This window comes from Mesorhizobium sp. WSM3859 (assembly GCF_002295065.1).
Lineage (GTDB): Bacteria > Pseudomonadota > Alphaproteobacteria > Rhizobiales > Rhizobiaceae > Mesorhizobium.
Window position 1 is genome coordinate 209846 of the sequence record NZ_NSGG01000011.1, and the last position, 17621, is coordinate 227466.

Sequence of the window (17621 nt, forward strand, 5' to 3'; positions counted from 1 at the left end):
GGTGACAGAACAGGTCGTCAAAACACTCACCGACCCTTCCTTCCTGATCGCGATGCTGGTCGGCATCGCTGTGTTCGCAACCGTGTTCACCCTCATGCCGGCGTTCGGCGGCACGTCGCTAAAATCGCGCATGAAGTCCGTGGCGCTTGAACGCGACAGATTGCGCGCCGAGCAGCGCGCGCGGCTGGCCAGCGAGGCGGACCGTCGCCGCAAGGGCCTGCGCGAGGAACAGTCCGTCGGCATGCGCAACATCGTCGACCGCCTGGACCTGAAGCGCGCGCTTGCCGACGAAAGCACGATCCAGAAGCTCAAGGTCGCGGGCTTCCGCGGCCAGAACCCGCTGACGCGCTTCCTGTTCTTCCGCCTCGTCCTGCCATTCGTGGGTTTTGCGCTGGCGGCCGTCTACCTGTTCGTGCTCGGCGGCCTGCCGCAGCAGCCGGCTTTCATCAAGCTGTTCGTCTGTGTCGTCGTCGCCTATGGCGGCTTCTACGCGCCGATCCTCTACGTCAACAACCGCGCGACCAAGCGCAAGCAGTCGATCCAGCTGGCGTGGCCGGACGCGCTCGACCTGATGCTGATCTGCGTGGAATCCGGCATGTCTGTGGAAGCGGCCCTGCGCAAGGTCGCCGACGAAATCGGCGCGCAGTCGGTCGCGCTTGCCGAGGAATTCGTGCTCACCAATGCCGAGCTGTCCTATCTGCAGGATCGCAAGATCGCCTATGAGAACCTGGCAAGCCGCACCGGCCTGGAATCGGTCAAGTCGGTGTCGCAGGCCCTGGTCCAGGCCGAACGCTACGGCACGCCGGTGGCGCACGCGCTGCGCGTGCTCGCCTCGGAAAGCCGTGACATGCGCATGAACGCGGCCGAGAAGAAGGCCGCAGCACTTCCGCCGAAGCTCACCGTGCCGATGATCCTGTTCTTCCTGCCGGTGCTGTTCGCCATCATCCTTGGCCCGGCCGGCATCCAGGTCAGCCAGCGCGGCATCTTCGGCGACCAGCACAGCTCCTCGAGCCAGTAGGTTATCGGTTGGCCTCATTCAAAAAGCCGCGCGGATCTGAACTGACCCCATAAAGTTGGACGGTTCATTGAGCTGGTGGATTTAAGGGCTGTGTCCTGTATTGCACAGGGCTCAGCCCTTAAATCCACCAGCTCAATGAACCGTCCAACTTTATGGGGTCAGTTCACTTTCGCCTTGTTCTTGTCCTGATCCTTCAACTGGGTCCAGGCGTTCTGCTGAGCAAGCATCTGGCGCAGATAGGCGACGTTGGCCTGCGCCTGCTCGGGCGACAATTCCTGCGAGGCGATCTTCTCGGCCTCGTCGAAGCGGCCCTGCAGGCCCACCACCAGCGCCAGGTTCTGCCGCACCCGGCTGTCGGCGCCGGGCTGCTGCGCGGCCGAGCGCATATAGGTCTCGGCCGTGCGCAGATCGCCTTCGAGCACATAGGACATGCCGAGATTGGACAGCACCGAAGGCTCGTTCGGTTTGAGCTCCAGCGCCTTGCGGTAGTCCTGACGCGCCTCGTCCTTCTGGCCCATCTGGTCGAGGATCGCGGCTTCCGCCGACACCAGCTTCCAGTCCGGATATTCGGGCGTCTGCGCGCGGCGCACGGCGTCGAGCGCCGGCTCGAACTGACCGTTGGCGGCGAGCGCCTTGCCATAGGCGGCAAGCACCTCGCGATCCTTGGGATAGGCGATCGCCAGCTTGCGCATCACGGCGAGCGACTGATCGGCGTCGCCGTCCATCTGCAGCGCCGCCGCGAAATTCATCGCCATGTGCTTGTCATTGGGATTGTGAGCGTAGGATTCGCCAAGCCTGGACGTGGCCGTGTGCAGTTCGCCGGCCGACATCGTTTCCAGCGGCCTTCTGTCGGAGCGCGAGATCGAGCCGGTGGTCATTTGGCTGGTGCTGCCGCAACCTGCCACGCTGGCTGCCAGTGCCGCCATGAAGGCCGTGCTGATCAGACGCCTGGCTCTATGGTTCAACGCTTTGATCGGCATCGGCGCCCGGTCTCCATTCCTGTGCGGCCATAGGCTGGCCGTCTTCCCTCCCGCAGAAATATTCTGTTAACCCTAACGGACCGTTAAGAAGCCGACTCGTCCTGTTCGGCCGGAGATCATCGCATGCCTGTCGAACTCGTCGAACAAAAGCCGCAAGGCGCCTTGCCTGTCTATCTGGTGGCAAAGGACGCCCTTGAAGCCGCGGCATTGCCGCCGCCAGCCATCGCCTGGGCAAGGGCCAACGCTTTTTCCGGCGAGGCGGGACGCACCCTGGTCCTGCCCGGCGAGGGCGGTGGTCTCGCCGGCGCGCTGTTCGGCACCGGCGACGGCGAAAGCGCGCTTGCCCTCGGCGCGCTCGCAAGGGCGCTGCCGGAAGGCGACTGGTATTTCGCGTCGGGCCTGGCACAACCCGAACTCGCAGCGCTCGCGCTTGACCTGGGCGGCTATGTCTTCACCCGCTACGGCAAGAAGCCCGGCAAGGCCTTGCGCTTTGCGCTTCCGGAGGGCGCTGACGCCGCGCATGTCCGCCACGTCGCCGACAGCGTGTTCCTGACACGCGACCTCGTCAACACGCCGACCAGCGACCTCGGTCCGGTCGAGCTGGAAGAAGCCGCCCGGCAACTGGCGGCCGCCCATGGCGCCGAGATTTCCGCAATCCACGGCGACGATCTTCTGGCGCGGAATTTCCCGATGATCCATGCCGTCGGCAGGGCTTCCGCCGATGCGCCGCGGCTGATCGACATGAACTGGGGGCCCAGCGATGCGCCGAAGGTGACGCTCGTCGGCAAGGGCGTCTGCTTCGACACCGGCGGCCTCGACATCAAGCCGTCGTCCGGCATGCTTTTGATGAAGAAGGACATGGGCGGCGCCGCCAATGTGCTGGGCCTCGCTTCCATGATCATGGCGGCGAAACTGAATGTCCGGTTGCGCGTGTTGATTCCGGCCGTCGAGAATTCGATCGCCGGCAATGCCTTCCGGCCCGGCGACGTGCTCAGGAGCCGCAAGGGCATCACTGTCGAAATCGGCAACACGGACGCTGAAGGGCGGCTGATCCTGGCCGACGCGCTGGCGCTGGCCGATGAGGAGAAGCCCGATTTGCTGGTCGACATGGCGACGCTGACCGGAGCCGCGCGCGTCGCCCTGGGGCCTGATCTGCCGCCCTTCTACACCGCCGATGAGACGCTGGCTGCCGACATTGCCGCCGCGTCCGTCGCCGTCGAGGATCCGCTGTGGCGGATGCCGCTGTGGCGTCCTTATGACACAAAGCTTTCCTCGAAGATCGCCGACATCAACAACGTCACCACCGACGGCTTTGCCGGATCGATCACCGCGGCGCTTTTCCTCAAGCGCTTCGTCGAGAAGACCCACAGCTGGGCGCATTTCGACATCTTCGCCTGGAACCCGGCCGACCGTCCGCACGGTCTCACCGGCGGCGAGGCGCAGGGCATTCGCGCGCTGGAGCGGGTTATCGCCGGGCGTTTTGGTTAGACCATGATCCCGAAAAGTGGGGAACCGGTTTTCGGACAAGATCATGGTCCAACAAACGAGTCTCCACTGAAACGGAACCGAAACAATTTGCCGGCATGCTTGGGCGATGTCGATCTCGATGCGCCCGAGCCAGGCCTTGCGACTGTGGCAGCAGGTGATGCTGGCCCAGGTGCGCGATGGCGAGCCCGATCTCACCATGCGCCAGACGGCGATCCTGTTCACCATCTACCTCGATCCGCCGCCGCATACGGTGCGCGGGCTGGCCGCCAGGCTCAACGTCACCAAGCCGGTCATCACCCGGGCGCTGGACACGATGGGCGCGCTGAAGCTCGTCTCGCGCCATCGCGACGAGCTCGACAAGCGCAATGTGCTGATCCGGCGCACGGTGGAAGGCGCGCTCTTTGTCGAGCGCTTCGGCGATGGTATCGTCGCCAGGGCGCTCGAACTGCCCATCTAGAGCATGATCCCGAACCGAAGGACCGCGTCAGCGAAAAGTGGGAGCCGGTTTTCGGATAAGATCATGCTCCAACAAAAACTAGAGCATGATCCCGAAAAGTGGGAACCGGTTTTCGGACAAGATCATGCTCCAACAAAAAATTGACTGGATTATCGATTTGACCGCCAGGGATGCCCGCCTTCACGCCTTCCGCTCCGACCTTGCCGACGCAAGGCTGAAAGGCGAGGTCGCCGCCGACCGCTTCGTCACCGGCCGCCCGGCGCGGATCACGGCGTCGGTGGCCGACCTGCGCAAGGCGCCGCGCCCCGATGCGGGCGTGAACACGCAGGCGCTGTTTGGCGACGACGTGCTCGTCTTCGAGGACACGGAGGGCTGGGCCTGGGTGCAGGCCGAGCGCGACGGCTATGTCGGCTATGTCGCGGACAATCTTCTTGGTGCGCGAGACCACGCGCCGACCCACATCGTCTCCGTGCCGCGCACCTTCCTCTATCCCGGGCCAGATCTGCGCTTTCCGACCAGCGGACAGCTGTCGATGGGTTCGACGGTCACGGTGACCGGCTCGGCCGAGACGCGCGGCACGCAATATGCGCTGCTGCCCTCCGGCCAGGCGATCATCGCGCGCCATTTGCGCCTCATCGGCGAACTCGCGGAGGATTACGTCACCGTCGCCGAAGGCTTCCTGGGCACGCCCTATCTCTGGGGTGGCATCTCCGGCTTCGGCATCGACTGCTCCGGTCTCGTGCAACTGGCAATGCGCATGACGGGCAAGGACGTGCTGCGCGATTCCGACATGCAGGCGGCGTCGATCGGCACGCCGCTCGAGCCGGGCCCGGACTATACAGGGCTTCGGCGCGGCGACCTCGTCTTCTGGAAAGGCCATGTGGCGATCATGACCGACGCAGAAAACATGATCCACGCCAACGGGCACACCATGCTGGTCTCGCGCGAAGGGCTGAAAGAGGCGGTCGAGCGCATCAGCTATCTCTATGGCGGCCCGACGGGGTTCAGGAGGCCGTAGCGCCCTTTACCTCTCCCCTTGTGGGAGAGGTCGGATTGTCCCGATTTGCCCTTTGCAAATCGGCTGGCAATCCGGGTGAGGGGTAGCTTGGCGCCAAGCTGGAACACCCCTCATCCGTCTCGGCGTTGCGCGCCGATCCACCTTCTCCCACAAGGGGAGAAGGGAAAGCGATCCCCTTTTGTTCCGATTTTCCTTGGCGAGCGCGCGCCGTCGCGCTACCTGTTGCGCGTGACCGAGCAGCCGCGCCTTGCCGAACAGAATGCCGCCGTCCTGCTGCCTGAACCGTTCGTCAAATGGTTCGGCGAAAAGGGCTGGTCGCCGCGCGTCCATCAGCTCGAGCTGCTGACGAAGGCGCAAAGCGGGCAATCGGTGCTGCTGATCGCGCCAACCGGCGCCGGCAAGACGCTGGCCGGCTTCCTGCCGTCGCTGACCGAGCTTGCCAACCGATCCAGGCGCAAGCCAGGCCAGGCGCATCGCGGCATCCACACGCTCTACATCTCGCCGCTGAAAGCGCTGGCCGTCGATATCGAGCGCAATCTCGGCAAGCCGGTCGAGGAGATCGGTCTTCCCGTCACCATCGAGACCCGCACCGGCGACACGCCCTCGCACAAGCGCCAGCGGCAGAAGCTGGCGCCGCCCGACATCCTGCTCACCACGCCCGAGCAGCTCGCGCTTCTGATCGCGTCGAACGACGCCAAGCGCTTCTTCGAGGATCTGCGCTATGTCGTGCTTGACGAGCTGCATTCGCTGGTTACCTCGAAGCGGGGCCATCTTCTGGCGTTAGGCTTGGCGCGTTTGCGTGCTTTTGTCCCCGACCTCCAGACCATCGGCTTGTCGGCAACCGTCGCCGAGCCCGATGAGTTGCGGCGCTGGCTGGTCAGTCAGGCTTCTCCGGGCGCCATGTCCGAGCTCATCGTCGTCACGGGCGGCGCGAAGCCCGACATATCGATCCTCGATTCCGAAGAGCGCGTTCCCTGGGCCGGCCATTCGGCGCGCTACGCCACGCCGGAAATCTATCGCGAGATCAAGCGGCACAAGACCACTCTGCTCTTCGTCAACACGCGCAGCCAGGCCGAGCTGCTGTTCCAGGAGCTATGGCGCGTCAATGAAGACACGCTGCCGATTGCGCTCCATCACGGCTCGCTGGATGTCGCCCAACGCCGCCGCGTCGAGAAGGCCATGGGCGAAAACGCGTTGCGCGCCATCGTCGCCACCTCGACGCTGGATCTGGGCATCGACTGGGGCGACGTCGATCTGGTCGTGCATGTCGGCGCGCCGAAGGGGGCGAGCCGCCTTGCGCAGCGTATCGGCCGCGCCAACCACCGCATGGACGAGCCGTCGAAGGCTATTCTTATCCCGGCAAACCGCTTCGAGGTGCTGGAATGCCGCGCCGCGCTGGACGCAAATTATCTCGGCGCCCAGGACACGCCGCCATTGGTCAATGGCGGCCTCGACGTGTTGGCGCAGCATGTGCTCGGATGCGCCTGCGGCGCTCCGTTCCATGCCGATGCCTTGTTCGATGAAGTGAGGACGGCCGCGCCTTACACCAGCCTTGATCGGCCGACATTCGATCGGGTCATCGACTTTGTCGCCACCGGCGGCTACGCGCTCAGGAATTACGAGCGCTATGCCCGCATCCGGCAGACCAAGGAGGGCTTGTGGCGGGTTTCAAATCCGGCCGTCGCCCAGCAATACAGGCTCAATGTCGGCACCATCATCGAAGTGCCGGCGCTCAATGTGCGCTACGTCCAGGCTGGCAGCAGGGGGGCAGCCTCGCGCGGCGGCAGGGTGCTGGGAAAGATCGAGGAAGCATTTCTGGAGACTTTGACCCATGGCGACACCTTCATGTTCGCCGGCAAGATCCTGCGCTTCGAAGGCATTCGCGAGAACGAGTGCTTCGTCTCGAACGCGCCGGGCAGCGACGCGAAAGTGCCCTATTATGGCGGCGGCAAATTCCCGCTTTCGACCTACCTGGCCGAGCAGGTTCGAGCCATGCTCGACGACCCGCAACGCTGGAGGAAGCTGCCCGAGCAGGTCGCGGATTGGCTGCGGTTCCAGGCGGACAAGTCCGTTCTGCCGAAACGCGACGACCTGTTGATCGAGACCTTTCCGCGCGGCAATCGCTACTACCTCGTGGCCTATCCGTTCGAGGGCAGGCTTGCGCACCAGACGCTCGGCATGCTGCTCACCCGCCGGCTGGATCGGGCGGGCGCGAAGCCGGTCGGCTTTGTGGCCACCGACTATTCGCTGGCCATCTGGTCGCTGGCCGATATGGGCTGGATGTTCAAGAACAGAAAACCCTCGCTGGCCACGCTGTTCGATCAAGACATGCTGGGCGATGATCTAGAAGCCTGGTTTGCCGACAGCTGGCTCTTGAAGCGCACCTTCCGCAACTGCGCGCTGATTTCCGGACTGATCGAAAAGCGCCACCCCGGCAAGGAGAAAAGCGGCCGCCAGGTGACCATTTCGACCGACCTGATCTATGACGTGCTGCGCAGCCACGAACCCGACCATATTCTGCTGCAGGCCACCCGTACGGATGCCGCGACGGGGTTGCTCGATGTCAGCAGACTTGCCGAGATGCTCTCGCGCATCCATGGTCGAATCATGCATAAGAATCTCGAACAGATATCGCCGCTCGCCGTGCCGATCATGCTCGAAATCGGCAAGATGCCCGTGAATGGCGAGGCGGACGAAACGCTGTTGATGGATGCCGCCACCCTCGTCGAAGAGGCCATGGGTCCCGAGATGACGGACTGAAAGTGAGAGCCGAGAGGGGATGAATTTTTCGCTGTCGCGCGCAACGCTGATCGCCGAGGCCGACCTCGTTGGCATCGCCGGCGAGCGCGCTGTCTGCGACCGGCGTGGCGTTCTCTACTTCCCCGATCTGCGGCTGCTCGCGGTCTCCGACCTGCATCTCGAAAAAGGCTCGTCCTTCGCCAGGCGCGGCGCGCTGATTCCACCTTACGATACCGGCGCGACCTTGCTGCGGCTGCAGGCGGTGATCGCCGACTACCAGCCGCGGATCGTCGTCAGCCTCGGCGACTCCTTCCATGACGGCGGCGGTGCCGAGCGCATGCATTCGAGCTTCCGCGGCCAGTTGCAGGCGATGATGGCCGGCCGCGACTGGTTCTGGGTCGCCGGCAACCACGATCCCGAGGCGCCTGCCGATCTGCCCGGCGAGACGGTGCGGGAACTTGCCATCGGCTCGCTGCTCTTCCGGCATGAGCCCTCGAAGACCCGCGTCGAAGGCGAGATATCCGGCCATCTCCATCCATGCGCGCGCATCGTCCAGCGCGGCCGCTCGGTCCGGCGGCGCTGCTTCGCCGGCGACGGTGGACGCATGATCATGCCTGCCTTCGGCGCCTATACCGGCTCGCTCAACGTGCTCGACCGAGCCTATGCCGGCCTGTTCCGCCTGGAAACGCTTGTTGCATACATGCTGGGCACCGAGCGCATTTTTGCTATTTCCGGCTCGATGCTCAGGCCAGGCTGAACCTTACTGCCTGCCGTAATAGAGCGTGACTGTGTGCTTGGCCTCGGCGAAGAACAGCCAGCGCTCGACCAGCATGCCGGCGAACTGACAAACAGCTGCAAGCACCGAGGCAATCGCCGCGAACGGCCAAGGCAGGGCGAAGGCGATGGCCAACAGGATAGCCGGCGCAATGAATGCCAGTGCCTGCGTGATCCGCCTCAGCTTCGCGCTATGCTTGCGGGCAATGCGAAAACCCATTTCCTTGAGCAGGTAGTTTTCTTCTGTATGCGGCCATTCGATCGACCGCACGGTACCACCTGCGAGCCCGGTCGCGGTGTTGGCGTTGGTCGGGATTTCAAGGCGATCATTGTAGCGCCAGGTCGCGAGTTTCCAGACCCAGCCGGCGAGCGTGGCAAGCAGAGCGAGCGCTAGTATAGCGCTGGACCCAACGCTGAAGCTTTGAAGGAGAGCGTTGGCGAGAACGCTTCCGGTCATCGCCGCGAAAATCAGATAGGCCGGCAGCGTATAGCGGCTGTGCCACTGCGCGATCGGCTTCAGCGAGGCATAGATCATGCCCGTCGTGCAGACAGTCACCACGGCACCTGCCGCTGCCAGCACCCCGGCGGCGGCCACCCAGCCACCGCTCTTGCCGAGAAGCACCCAGCCGATACCGAAGATACTAGCCGGGATGAAGGTCGCGACCGACGCCACGCCTTCGCGTGACAGCCAGGAGCTGCGCCATTGCGAGAAGGCCCGCCAGGCTCGCTCAGGCCGGCCGAGATGACCGGTGGAGGACAAAAGCCCGGCCACGATCAGCCCGAGCGCCAGCGCCATGCCGACAAGGCCAAGCCAGAAATCGGCGGGAATGAACTCCAACCCGCCAAGCAGGCCGAGCAGCGCCAGTAGGCCGTAGCCGGCGCCGGTGGCGGTGGTGAAGAAGACGACCGAGAAAGCGGGATGCATGATCAGTTCGAAAGCATGCGGTCGATCCAGCCGAGGAAGCCGCCCTCGGCCTTGATTGGCTCCAGCGCCGGCGCGTCGACCTTCGCCGCCCGTTCGCTGCGGGCGCGCGGCGGCAGATAGCGGTTGGTCGGCTTGTAGCCGAGCTCCGGCATCAGGGCGACTCCGCCGCGCTCCTCGACCAATTGCGAGATCGCTGAGGCCGGATCGCCGAGATCGCCGAAATGCCGGGCGCTGGTCGGGCAGGCGGCGACGCAGGCGGGCACGCGGTCTTCTTCGGCCAGATTGTCGTTGTAGATGCGGTCGACACAGAGCGTGCATTTCTTCATCACGCCGACATCCGCGTCGAACTCGCGCGCGCCATAAGGGCAGGCCCAGCTGCACAATTTGCAGCCGATGCATTTATCCTCGTCGACCAGCACGATGCCATCGGAGGCGCGCTTGTAGGAGGCGCCGGTCGGGCAGACGGTGACGCAGGCCGGCGTCTCGCAATGCAGGCAGGAGCGCGGGAAGTTCACTGTGCGGCTGCCGCTCTCTGTCGTGTGTTCGTAACTGTGCACGCGGTTGAACCAGACGCCGTCGACATGCCCGCCATAGGGATCGACATCGGTCAGCGGCGCCATATGACCGCCGGTGTTCCACTCCTTGCAGGCGGTCACGCAGGCCTGGCAGCCGACGCAGGTGTCGAGGTCGATGACGAGGCCGAGCTTCTTGTCGGTTTGGGCGGGAAGGCAGGTCATTCGGCCGCGTCCCTCTTCATGCGAAACGCGGCGCCGACGCGAAGTATTTCCGGCGGCGCCTCCATATGGGGTGGCTGTGCAAAGCGCTCGAATTGCGGCTCGGTGAAGCCGGCTTCTTCGCGAGCGCATTTGACGATCCGCACGCGCACGTCGAACCATGCCGCCTGTCCGGTGACCGGGTCTGAATTGGAGTAGCGCTTGCCGTTGGCGTCGGCCTCGGTCTGGTCGCCGATGATGTGATTGAGCAGGAAGCCGCGATTGCTCTCCGCCGCATCGTCCTTCAGCCCCCAACTGCCGCGCCGCTTGCCGATCGCGTTCCAGGTCCACACCGTATCCGGATTTACGCCCTCGATCAGCTTGATCTGGCCCTTCACCCTTCCGTTGATGCTTTCGATCCACACCCAGTCATCGTCGGCAAGGTCTAGCCGGGCGGCCGTCTGGTGATGCACGAACAGCCGGTTCTGGCTGGTGATCTGCCTGAGCCACGCATTCTGCGAGCCCCAGGAATGGTACATGTGCATCGGCCGCTGCGTCAGCGCGTGCAGCGGGTATTTTTCGAGGTCGACGGTGTCATCCTCGAAGGGCGCATACCAGAAGGGCAGCGGGTCCATATGGGCCTCGATGCGCCCGCGCTCGGCCTCCGGTGGCTGCGCCTTGCCATGGCCGCGCGCCGCCAGCCTGAACCGCTGCATCGGCTCCGAGTAGAGCTGGAAGACTATGGGCTCGGCCTTGGCGATGAAACCCATCTCCATCGCGAAATCGAGATAGCTCCGGTTGCCCATCTTGTAGTAGCGCTGGTCGTCGGAAAAGTCGTGGTGCCAGAAGCCGCCATTGTCGATGTAGCGCTGCAACTGGTCGGGGTTGGCGTCGCCCTTGCCGATCGATGCGCCATCCTTGCCGCGCCAGCCGGCTAAAGGGCCGATGCCGGGCGTGCGCTCGTGGTTGACGATGTAGTCGGCATAGTCGCGATATTTCGCCGAGCCGTCCTCGTTGACGAAGCCTGGCAGGCCAAGCCGTGCGCCAAGCTCGATCAGCACCGACTGGAACGGCCGCACGTCGCGGTCCGGCTGCACCACCGGATGGCGAATGGCGTCGCCCGGGCCGTCGGCATGGCTGATCGGCCGGTCGAGCAGGCTGATGCAGTCGTGCCGCTCGAGATAGGTGGTGTCGGGCAGGACCAGATCAGCGAACGGCACGGTCTCGGAATAATAGGCGTCGGAATAGATGATGAAGGGGATCTTGTACGCGCCATCCTCGTCCCTGTCGGTCAGCATGTGAATCGTCTCGACGGTGTTCATCGAGGAATTCCACGCCATGTTCGACATGTATATGAACAGCGTGTCGATCGGATAAGGATCGCCGGCCCAGGCGTTGCGGATCACCGTGTGCATCAAGCCATGCGCGGCCAGGGGCGCTTCCCAGGAATAGGCCTTGTCGATGCGAGTGGGCCGGCCGGCTTCGTCGACCAGAAGATCGTCCGGGCCGCAGACAAAGCCGAGAGGCATGCCATCCAGCGGCGTCATCGGCTGGGCGTTTTTTCCGCATGGCTTCGGCCCCGGCGGCGCGCAGCGCGGGTAGGGGGGCTTGAAGCGGAAGCCGCCTGGAACGTCCACCGTGCCGAGCAGAACCTGCAGCAGGTGGATGGCGCGGCAGGTGTGAAAACCGTTGGAATGGGCTGAGATGCCGCGCATGGCATGCATCGAGACCGGCCGGCCCTTGATCGTTTCGTGTCTCCGTCCCGCCCAGTCGGTCCAGGCGACCGGCAGTTCGATCGCCTGTTCGAAGGCGACATGCGCCAGCTCCGCCGCGATGCGCCTGATCGCTTCGGCGCTGACGCCGCAACGCTCCGCCACGGCATCCGGCGAATGGCTCTCGTCGAGATAGCGCTCGGCCATGAGCTGGAACACCGGCACGCAGCGTCGCCCGACTACCTCATAGCTGCCGGTCAGCGCTGGCTTAGCCTCGGGGCTGGCAGCGTTGATCGGCTGCTTCGCCACACGGTCCCACGCAAGCAGGTTGCCGTCGGCGTCGCGCACAAACAGTCCGTCATTAGCGGACCCGGGCTCCTGTACAACCAGCACCGGCGCGTTGGTGTAACGCAGCAGATAGTCGAGGTCGACGCGCCCGGCCTTGAGCAGTTCATGGATCAGCGCCAGCACGAACAGTCCGTCCGTGCCCGGCCTGATGCCGATCCAGTCGTCGGCGATGGCGTTGTAGCCGGTACGGCAGGGGTTGATCGAGAGAACCTTGGCGCCCCGCGCCTTGAGCTTGCCCAGCCCGATCTTGATCGGGTTGGAATCATGGTCCTCGGCGACGCCGAACAGCATGAAGTATTTCGTGTTGTCCCAGTCGGGCTCGCCGAACTCCCAGAATGAGCCGCCGATCGTATAGAGCCCGCCGGCCGCCATGTTGACCGAGCAGAAGCCGCCATGCGCGGCGCAATTGGGTGTGCCGAATTTCGACGCCCACCAGCCGGTCAGCGATTGCGACTGGTCGCGTCCGGTGAAAAAGGCGAGTTTTTTCGGATCGGTGCGGCGGATCGCCGACAGCCGTTCAGTGGCGATGGTCAGCGCCTCGTCCCATTCGATCTCGCGGAATTCGCCCGAGCCGCGCGGCCCTGTCCTCAGCAGCGGTTTCTTCAGCCGCGCCGGGCTGTAATGCTGCATGATGCCGGCGCTGCCCTTGCCGCAGATCACGCCGCGGTTCACCGGATGGTCCTTGTTGCCGTTGATGTAGCGCACCTTGCCGTCCTTGATGTGGACGTCGATGCCGCAGCGGCAGGCGCACATGTAGCAGGTGGTCTTGGCGATACTGTCGGAGACGGTTGGCGAGGTTTCGACGCCGTCGCCCTCGTCCGGCGCGCGGCTGTCGGCCAGCGGCCGTTGCGAGGGTGCGGAATTGGCGCCACGCGGCGCGGCTTTGCTCATGGTTGGCGAACGCTCTTGCCGTTCGTCATCTTGGCCTTGGTCTTCGGTCCCGGGCCGCGCATGTAATGAAGTTCAGGATGATAGCGCTCACCGGCGAACTGCCGCTTCAGTCGGCGGCTCCAATGCGCGAATAGGGATTTGAAGCGCCCTGCCATTTCCCACTCTTGGCCTCTGGCGACCAATTTTTTCCAACTCCAGCTAAAAACTTAGAACAAAGCAATTGATCCGTCTAACAAGCAGCCCTTGTAATTCCGATCGATTTTGCTTCTTAGTTGCGCCATGACCCTCGATCAGTTGCGCATCTTCGTCGCCGTCGCCGAGCATGGCCACATGACCAAGGCGGCCGAGCGGCTCGGCATCTCGCAGTCGGCTGCGTCGGCGGCCATCCGCGCGCTCGAAACCCAGCACGACGTGCGCCTGTTCAACCGGGTCGGCCGCAACATCGAATTGGCAGAGACCGGTCACCGCTTCCTGCCGGAGGCGAAGGCTGTCCTGGACCGTGCCGCCGCCGCCCGCGGCGTTCTGGAGGACGTCTCGCAGACCATCGCCGGCAGCCTGTCGATCGCGGCCAGCCAGACCATCGCCAGCTACTGGCTCCCGCGCCGGCTTGCGTCCTTCCATGAGGCCTATCCCGCTGTGAAGCTGAGCGTGACGATCGGCAACACCAGGCAGGTCGAGACCAATGTGCTGGACGGCCGCGCCGATTTCGGCCTGGTCGAGGGCCGCACCGAGTCCGACATCCTGCGCCGCGCCACGGTCGACGAGGACCGCATGATGCTGGTGGTGGCGCGCTCACATCCCGAGATTCCGATGACGCGAGCGGGCAATCTCGACATCAGGGCGCTGCGCTGGATCATCAGGGAAGGCGGGTCGGGCACGCGCGAGGCGCTGGAGGATTTCGCGCATGGTCAGGGCGTCCCGCCGGCCGAGCTGCAGATTTTTCTCGTCTTGCCGAGCAACGAGGCCGTGCGTCAGGCGGTCGAGGCCGGCGCGGGCGCCACGATCATCTCGGAGCTGGTGGTCGCGCGCTCCCTGGCCGAGGGCAGCCTCAGGGCCGTGCCGGTCGAACTGCCGAAGCGCGACTTCGCCATGATCACGCACCGCGACCGCCAAGCCAGCCTCGCCCAGATGGCGCTGAAGGCGCATCTCACCGGCAAGGCGGAGGCGCCGGCAAGCGCGGAATAGTCAGGAGTATTTGCGCTGCGCGTCGAGCGCGAGGCCGAGGCCGACCGAGCCGAACATGTCGCCTTCGATGACAGCGGCCTGCGGCACCAGCGACAGGATTTCGCGCTTCGCCAGCGGGATGGCGGTCGAGCCGCCGGTGAGGAACACGGCGGTGATGGCGGAGGCTGGAACGCCGGCGTCGGCGATCGTGTGTTTGACCGTCGCGGCCACGCGTTCGATGTCGCCGGCGATGGTCTCCTCGAGGCCCGCGCGCGTGATCTCGGCCGCGAAGCGCGCGCCGGGTAGCGACACCTTCACTTCGGCCGAAGGCTGGTCGGTCAGCGCGATCTTCGCCCTTTCGACCAGCCCCGCCATCGCATGGCCATAGCGATGCTCGACGACATGGATGAAGCGGTCGACCAGGTCGGCACGCTCGGCCTCGTAGCGGATCTGCCTCAGATCCGACATCGCCTTGGCGGTATAGACGAGGTTGATGCGCTGCCAGGTCGCGAGATCGATGAAATAGGCCGCGGGCAGATTGCGCTTGTGGTCCTTGGTCCGCGTCAGATAGCCGAGCTCGGGCATGACATGGGCGATGCTGAGCAGCCGGTCGAAATCGGTGCCGCCGATATGGATGCCGCGATTGGCCAGGATGTCGGCCTTGCGGTCGCTTAAGCGCGCGCGCTCCGGCGAGACCCGCACGATCGAGAAGTCGGATGTGCCGCCGCCCATGTCGACGATCAGCGCCAGCTCTTCGCGGGTGACCTTCTGTTCGTAGTCGAGCGCCGCCGCGATCGGCTCGAACTGGAAGGCGATGTGCTTGAAGCCTTGCGTGCGCGCCGCCTTCTCCAACTCGCCCTGCGCCTTCGCATCGGCGGCAGCGTCGTCGTCGACGAATTGCACGGGCCGGCCCAGCACCACGTTCTCGACCGTCCCGCCGGCGTCTTCTTCGAGCCGCTTCTTCAAATGGCCGACGAACATGCCGACAATGTCGATGAAGCCGATCTGGCGCGCCTTGATCCGCGTCTTCTCGTTAGCGAGCGTGCTGCCGAGCACGCTCTTCAGCGAGCGCATCAGCCGGCCTTCGATACTGTCGGTATAGTCACTGATCGCGCGGCGGCCGAAATAGGTGTAGCCGTCCTCGAAATTGAAGAACACGGCGCTCGGCAAGGTGGGCTGTTCGCCCTCCAATGCCACCAGTCGAGCCCGGCCGTCGCGGATCACGCCCACGGTGGAATTGGACGTGCCGAAATCGATGCCGCCGAATGCCGATTGCATCGCAGCCTCCTGTCGTTGCTTCATGCCGGCAGAACTGCCAGCGACGCGTTGCGCGCCGTCATCCGGAAAGCCGGACCGCTCTGCCGAAAATCGAAATGTGTGTGCTTGTCCCTAGGGCTGGGAGGCGGCGATGTATCGCAAAACCGGGAAAAGGGAAACCCTCTTTTGAAGGGAAATGGGGTGCTCCCATTTCCCCGAAGCATCAATCCTTGCGGAAAATGATCCGGCCTAGCCAGCCGGTCAGCATGGCGAGCGATATGGCGAACACGCCGTAGAGGAAGGAATAGTCATGCGCGACGCGAAAGACCGATTGCTCGAAACCGGACTTGCGGATCTCGAGCTGGGCCGAGCTTTCCTTGACGAACATGCCGCTCTTGAACAGGAAGGCCCGTGCTTTGTGGGTGCCGACCGGCACGTTGGGCGCGAGCCGCACGGTGGCGCGAAACAGGTTCTGCGACAGGAACTGCACGCCGCCGACATTCTCGCTGTAGAGGCCCGTCGCCGCCTTACGCTCGCGAAGTGCAGCGGTGAATTCCTCGATGGTCGCCGGGCTGTCGGTCTCGTCGGCGGGTTTCATGTAGAGGTTCTGCGCCCCGAGCGAGAGCTGCTTGTATTTGGCAGGGTCGGCGATGTCCTGCAGTGGCCGCGTCGTCGCGACGGAATAGGAGACCGGCACGTTCTCGAACGTCTCCGAGTCGAGGTTGATCCAGACGCCGAGCACGCGGTCCTTGCGCCGGACGACCACGGGTCGTGGGGGACCTTCGAGCACCACGACCACGTCGTAGCGCCCCTGGCGCGCGATCAGCGGATCGGGATTTTCCAGCGATCCGAAAATCGTCAGATCGGCGCCGGAGAACCCCGCCGTGATGGAAATGGCGTCGGTGGACAGCCCGATCTGGATGTTTTCGGTCGGCGGCGTCTGCGCCGTTGCCGGTGAAAAGGCAAAGAGCATCGACAACGGGACGGCGGCTGCAAACGCTCTCAATCCCGCCATCAGTTGAGGCCCGCGGCGGACAGCGAATAGAGATTGGGCGGCGTCACGAAAAGATCGACGGCGAGGCGGATGGCGACGGCCAGCACCAGCATTGCCAAAAGCGCGCGCAGCTGCTCGCCGCGCAGCCTCTGGCCGGCCTTGGCGCCGTACTGCGCGCCGGCGACGCCGCCTGCCATCAGCAGGAACGCCAGGATCACGTCAACGGTCTGGTTGGTCGTGGCATGCACAAGCGTGGTGTAGGCCGAGGTGAAGATGATCTGGAACAGCGAGGTGCCGATAACGACATTGGTCGGCACCTTGAGCAGATAGATCAGCGCCGGCACCATGATGAAGCCGCCGCCGACGCCCATAATCGACGACAGGAAGCCGATCCCGGCGCCCAGCCCGAGCACCGGGATGACGCTGACGAACAGCTTCGAGGCACGGAAGCGCATCTTGAACGGCAGCCGGTGAATCCAGTTGTGCTGCCCGGATTTCTTGAGCACGGGTGCTGCGCCGCTGCGGCTGGCGCGCAGCGCATTGAGGCTTTCGACCAGCATCAGCCCGCCGACGGTGCCGAGCAACACCACATAAAGCAGCGAGATGAAGAGGTCCAACTGGCCGAGCCGGCGCAACAGCGCGAAGACGTAGATGCCCGCCGTCGAGCCGACGATGCCGCCTGCCAGAAGCACGCCGCCCAGCTTGAAGTCGAGCGTGCCGCGCTTGAAATGCGACAGCGCGCCTGAAAAGGAGGAGGCGATGACCTGGTTTGCGCCGGTGGCCACCGCGATCGCCGGCGGGATGTTGTAGAAGATCAAAAGCGGCGTGATGAGGAAACCGCCGCCGACCCCGAACATGCCCGACAGGAAACCCACCGCCGCGCCCATTGCCAGCAGCACGAAGACGTTGACGGAAATTTCCGCGATCGGGAGATAGATGCCCACCCGTCTGTCTCGATCAGTTTGCCTGTCGGCGCAAGTGCCGTTTCCGGACAATAAAGCACCGAAAAGCCAATTTTTTATTGCGCCGGCGGGGGGGGGGGGGGGGGCGCCCCCCCCCCGCCCCCCAAAAAAAAAAACAAAAAGATATTTAACGAGAAAAATTGTGTGGCGGGGCGGGTGGTGGACGCGCGCCGGCGTTTAT

The 17621-nt window shown here is 64.4% G+C and carries 14 protein-coding genes; 7 read left to right on the forward strand and 7 right to left on the reverse strand.

All coding sequences use genetic code 11. From position 1 onward, the window contains the following. Nucleotide 1: 1 nt before the first annotated feature. Nucleotides 2-1018: a type II secretion system F family protein gene (locus CK230_RS22620; RefSeq protein ID WP_095819356.1), complete on the forward strand. Its 1017-nt coding sequence runs from the start codon at nt 2-4 to the stop codon at nt 1016-1018. Nucleotides 1019-1176: 158 nt separating this feature from the next. Here the strand turns inward: CK230_RS22620 and CK230_RS22625 are convergent, their stop codons facing one another. Beyond that, nucleotides 1177-1998, reverse strand: coding sequence for a tetratricopeptide repeat protein (locus CK230_RS22625; protein WP_095819357.1), 822 nt, complete (start codon nt 1996-1998; stop codon nt 1177-1179). Between the two features lie 123 nt (nt 1999-2121). Between CK230_RS22625 and CK230_RS22630 the strand changes: the two genes are divergently transcribed. From CK230_RS22630 to pdeM, 5 genes are all read left to right on the forward strand, one after another. Then, nucleotides 2122-3486: a leucyl aminopeptidase family protein gene (locus CK230_RS22630; RefSeq protein WP_095819358.1), complete on the forward strand. Its 1365-nt coding sequence runs from the start codon at nt 2122-2124 to the stop codon at nt 3484-3486. A 106-nt stretch (nt 3487-3592) separates the two neighbouring features. Further along, on the forward strand, nt 3593-3943 hold the full coding sequence (locus CK230_RS22635) for a MarR family winged helix-turn-helix transcriptional regulator (RefSeq protein WP_095819359.1): 351 nt from the start codon (nt 3593-3595) through the stop codon (nt 3941-3943). Nucleotides 3944-4100: 157 nt separating this feature from the next. Then, nucleotides 4101-4961 (forward strand): NlpC/P60 family protein, encoded by an 861-nt coding sequence (locus CK230_RS22640; RefSeq protein ID WP_176480180.1) that lies wholly within the window; start codon nt 4101-4103, stop codon nt 4959-4961. A gap of 228 nt (nt 4962-5189) precedes the next feature. Beyond that, nucleotides 5190-7721: a ligase-associated DNA damage response DEXH box helicase gene (locus CK230_RS22645; RefSeq protein ID WP_095819381.1), complete on the forward strand. Its 2532-nt coding sequence runs from the start codon at nt 5190-5192 to the stop codon at nt 7719-7721. Nucleotides 7722-7740: 19 nt separating this feature from the next. Beyond that, nucleotides 7741-8457 carry a ligase-associated DNA damage response endonuclease PdeM gene (gene pdeM, locus CK230_RS22650; RefSeq protein ID WP_095819360.1) on the forward strand — a complete coding sequence of 239 codons (717 nt, stop codon included), beginning with the start codon at nt 7741-7743 and terminating at the stop codon, nt 8455-8457. A 3-nt stretch (nt 8458-8460) separates the two neighbouring features. On the opposite strand, the gene CK230_RS22655 is transcribed toward pdeM, so the two are convergent. From CK230_RS22655 to CK230_RS22665, 3 genes are read right to left on the reverse strand one after another with little or no spacing between them, the layout of a single operon-like run. Further along, the gene (locus tag CK230_RS22655) at nt 8461-9399 is read right to left on the reverse strand and encodes a DmsC/YnfH family molybdoenzyme membrane anchor subunit (RefSeq protein WP_095819361.1); all 939 of its coding nucleotides are present in this window, start codon (nt 9397-9399) and stop codon (nt 8461-8463) included. A 2-nt stretch (nt 9400-9401) separates the two neighbouring features. Continuing rightward, nucleotides 9402-10136, reverse strand: coding sequence for a 4Fe-4S dicluster domain-containing protein (locus CK230_RS22660; protein ID WP_095819362.1), 735 nt, complete (start codon nt 10134-10136; stop codon nt 9402-9404). Then, nucleotides 10133-13063: a molybdopterin oxidoreductase family protein gene (locus CK230_RS22665; protein ID WP_095819363.1), complete on the reverse strand. Its 2931-nt coding sequence runs from the start codon at nt 13061-13063 to the stop codon at nt 10133-10135. Before CK230_RS22665 ends, CK230_RS22660 begins: the two co-directional genes overlap by 4 nt. A gap of 279 nt (nt 13064-13342) precedes the next feature. Between CK230_RS22665 and CK230_RS22670 the strand changes: the two genes are divergently transcribed. Continuing rightward, on the forward strand, nt 13343-14248 hold the full coding sequence (locus CK230_RS22670; protein ID WP_095819364.1) for a LysR family transcriptional regulator: 906 nt from the start codon (nt 13343-13345) through the stop codon (nt 14246-14248). Here CK230_RS22670 and CK230_RS22675 read toward each other — a convergent pair whose 3' ends face one another. The 3 genes from CK230_RS22675 to CK230_RS22685 all read right to left on the reverse strand — a co-directional run bounded on the left by CK230_RS22675 (nt 14249) and on the right by CK230_RS22685 (nt 17422). Further along, nucleotides 14249-15505, reverse strand: coding sequence for an Hsp70 family protein (locus CK230_RS22675; RefSeq protein WP_095819382.1), 1257 nt, complete (start codon nt 15503-15505; stop codon nt 14249-14251). It abuts the gene before it with no gap. A gap of 202 nt (nt 15506-15707) precedes the next feature. Continuing rightward, nucleotides 15708-16499 carry a TIGR02186 family protein gene (locus tag CK230_RS22680; protein ID WP_095819365.1) on the reverse strand — a complete coding sequence of 264 codons (792 nt, stop codon included), beginning with the start codon at nt 16497-16499 and terminating at the stop codon, nt 15708-15710. Further along, entirely contained in the window at nt 16499-17422 is a 924-nt protein-coding gene (locus CK230_RS22685; RefSeq protein WP_095819366.1) for a sulfite exporter TauE/SafE family protein, read from the reverse strand. The genes CK230_RS22680 and CK230_RS22685 overlap by 1 nt, the downstream gene beginning before the upstream one ends. Nucleotides 17423-17621 lie beyond the last annotated feature (199 nt).

Bases quoted from the DNA above. Each gene is read 5' to 3' on its own strand.
- CK230_RS22625 (WP_095819357.1), bottom strand. From the start codon at position 1,998: ATGCCGATCAAAGCGTTGAACCATAGAGCCAGGCGTCTGATCAGCACG.
- CK230_RS22630 (WP_095819358.1), top strand. From the start codon at position 2,122: ATGCCTGTCGAACTCGTCGAACAAAAGCCGCAAGGCGCCTTGCCTGTC.
- CK230_RS22635 (WP_095819359.1), top strand. From the start codon at position 3,593: ATGTCGATCTCGATGCGCCCGAGCCAGGCCTTGCGACTGTGGCAGCAG.
- pdeM (WP_095819360.1), top strand. From the start codon at position 7,741: ATGAATTTTTCGCTGTCGCGCGCAACGCTGATCGCCGAGGCCGACCTC.
- CK230_RS22655 (WP_095819361.1), bottom strand. From the start codon at position 9,399: ATGCATCCCGCTTTCTCGGTCGTCTTCTTCACCACCGCCACCGGCGCC.
- CK230_RS22660 (WP_095819362.1), bottom strand. From the start codon at position 10,136: ATGACCTGCCTTCCCGCCCAAACCGACAAGAAGCTCGGCCTCGTCATC.
- CK230_RS22665 (WP_095819363.1), bottom strand. From the start codon at position 13,063: ATGAGCAAAGCCGCGCCGCGTGGCGCCAATTCCGCACCCTCGCAACGG.
- CK230_RS22670 (WP_095819364.1), top strand. From the start codon at position 13,343: ATGACCCTCGATCAGTTGCGCATCTTCGTCGCCGTCGCCGAGCATGGC.
- CK230_RS22675 (WP_095819382.1), bottom strand. From the start codon at position 15,505: ATGCAATCGGCATTCGGCGGCATCGATTTCGGCACGTCCAATTCCACC.
- CK230_RS22680 (WP_095819365.1), bottom strand. From the start codon at position 16,499: ATGGCGGGATTGAGAGCGTTTGCAGCCGCCGTCCCGTTGTCGATGCTC.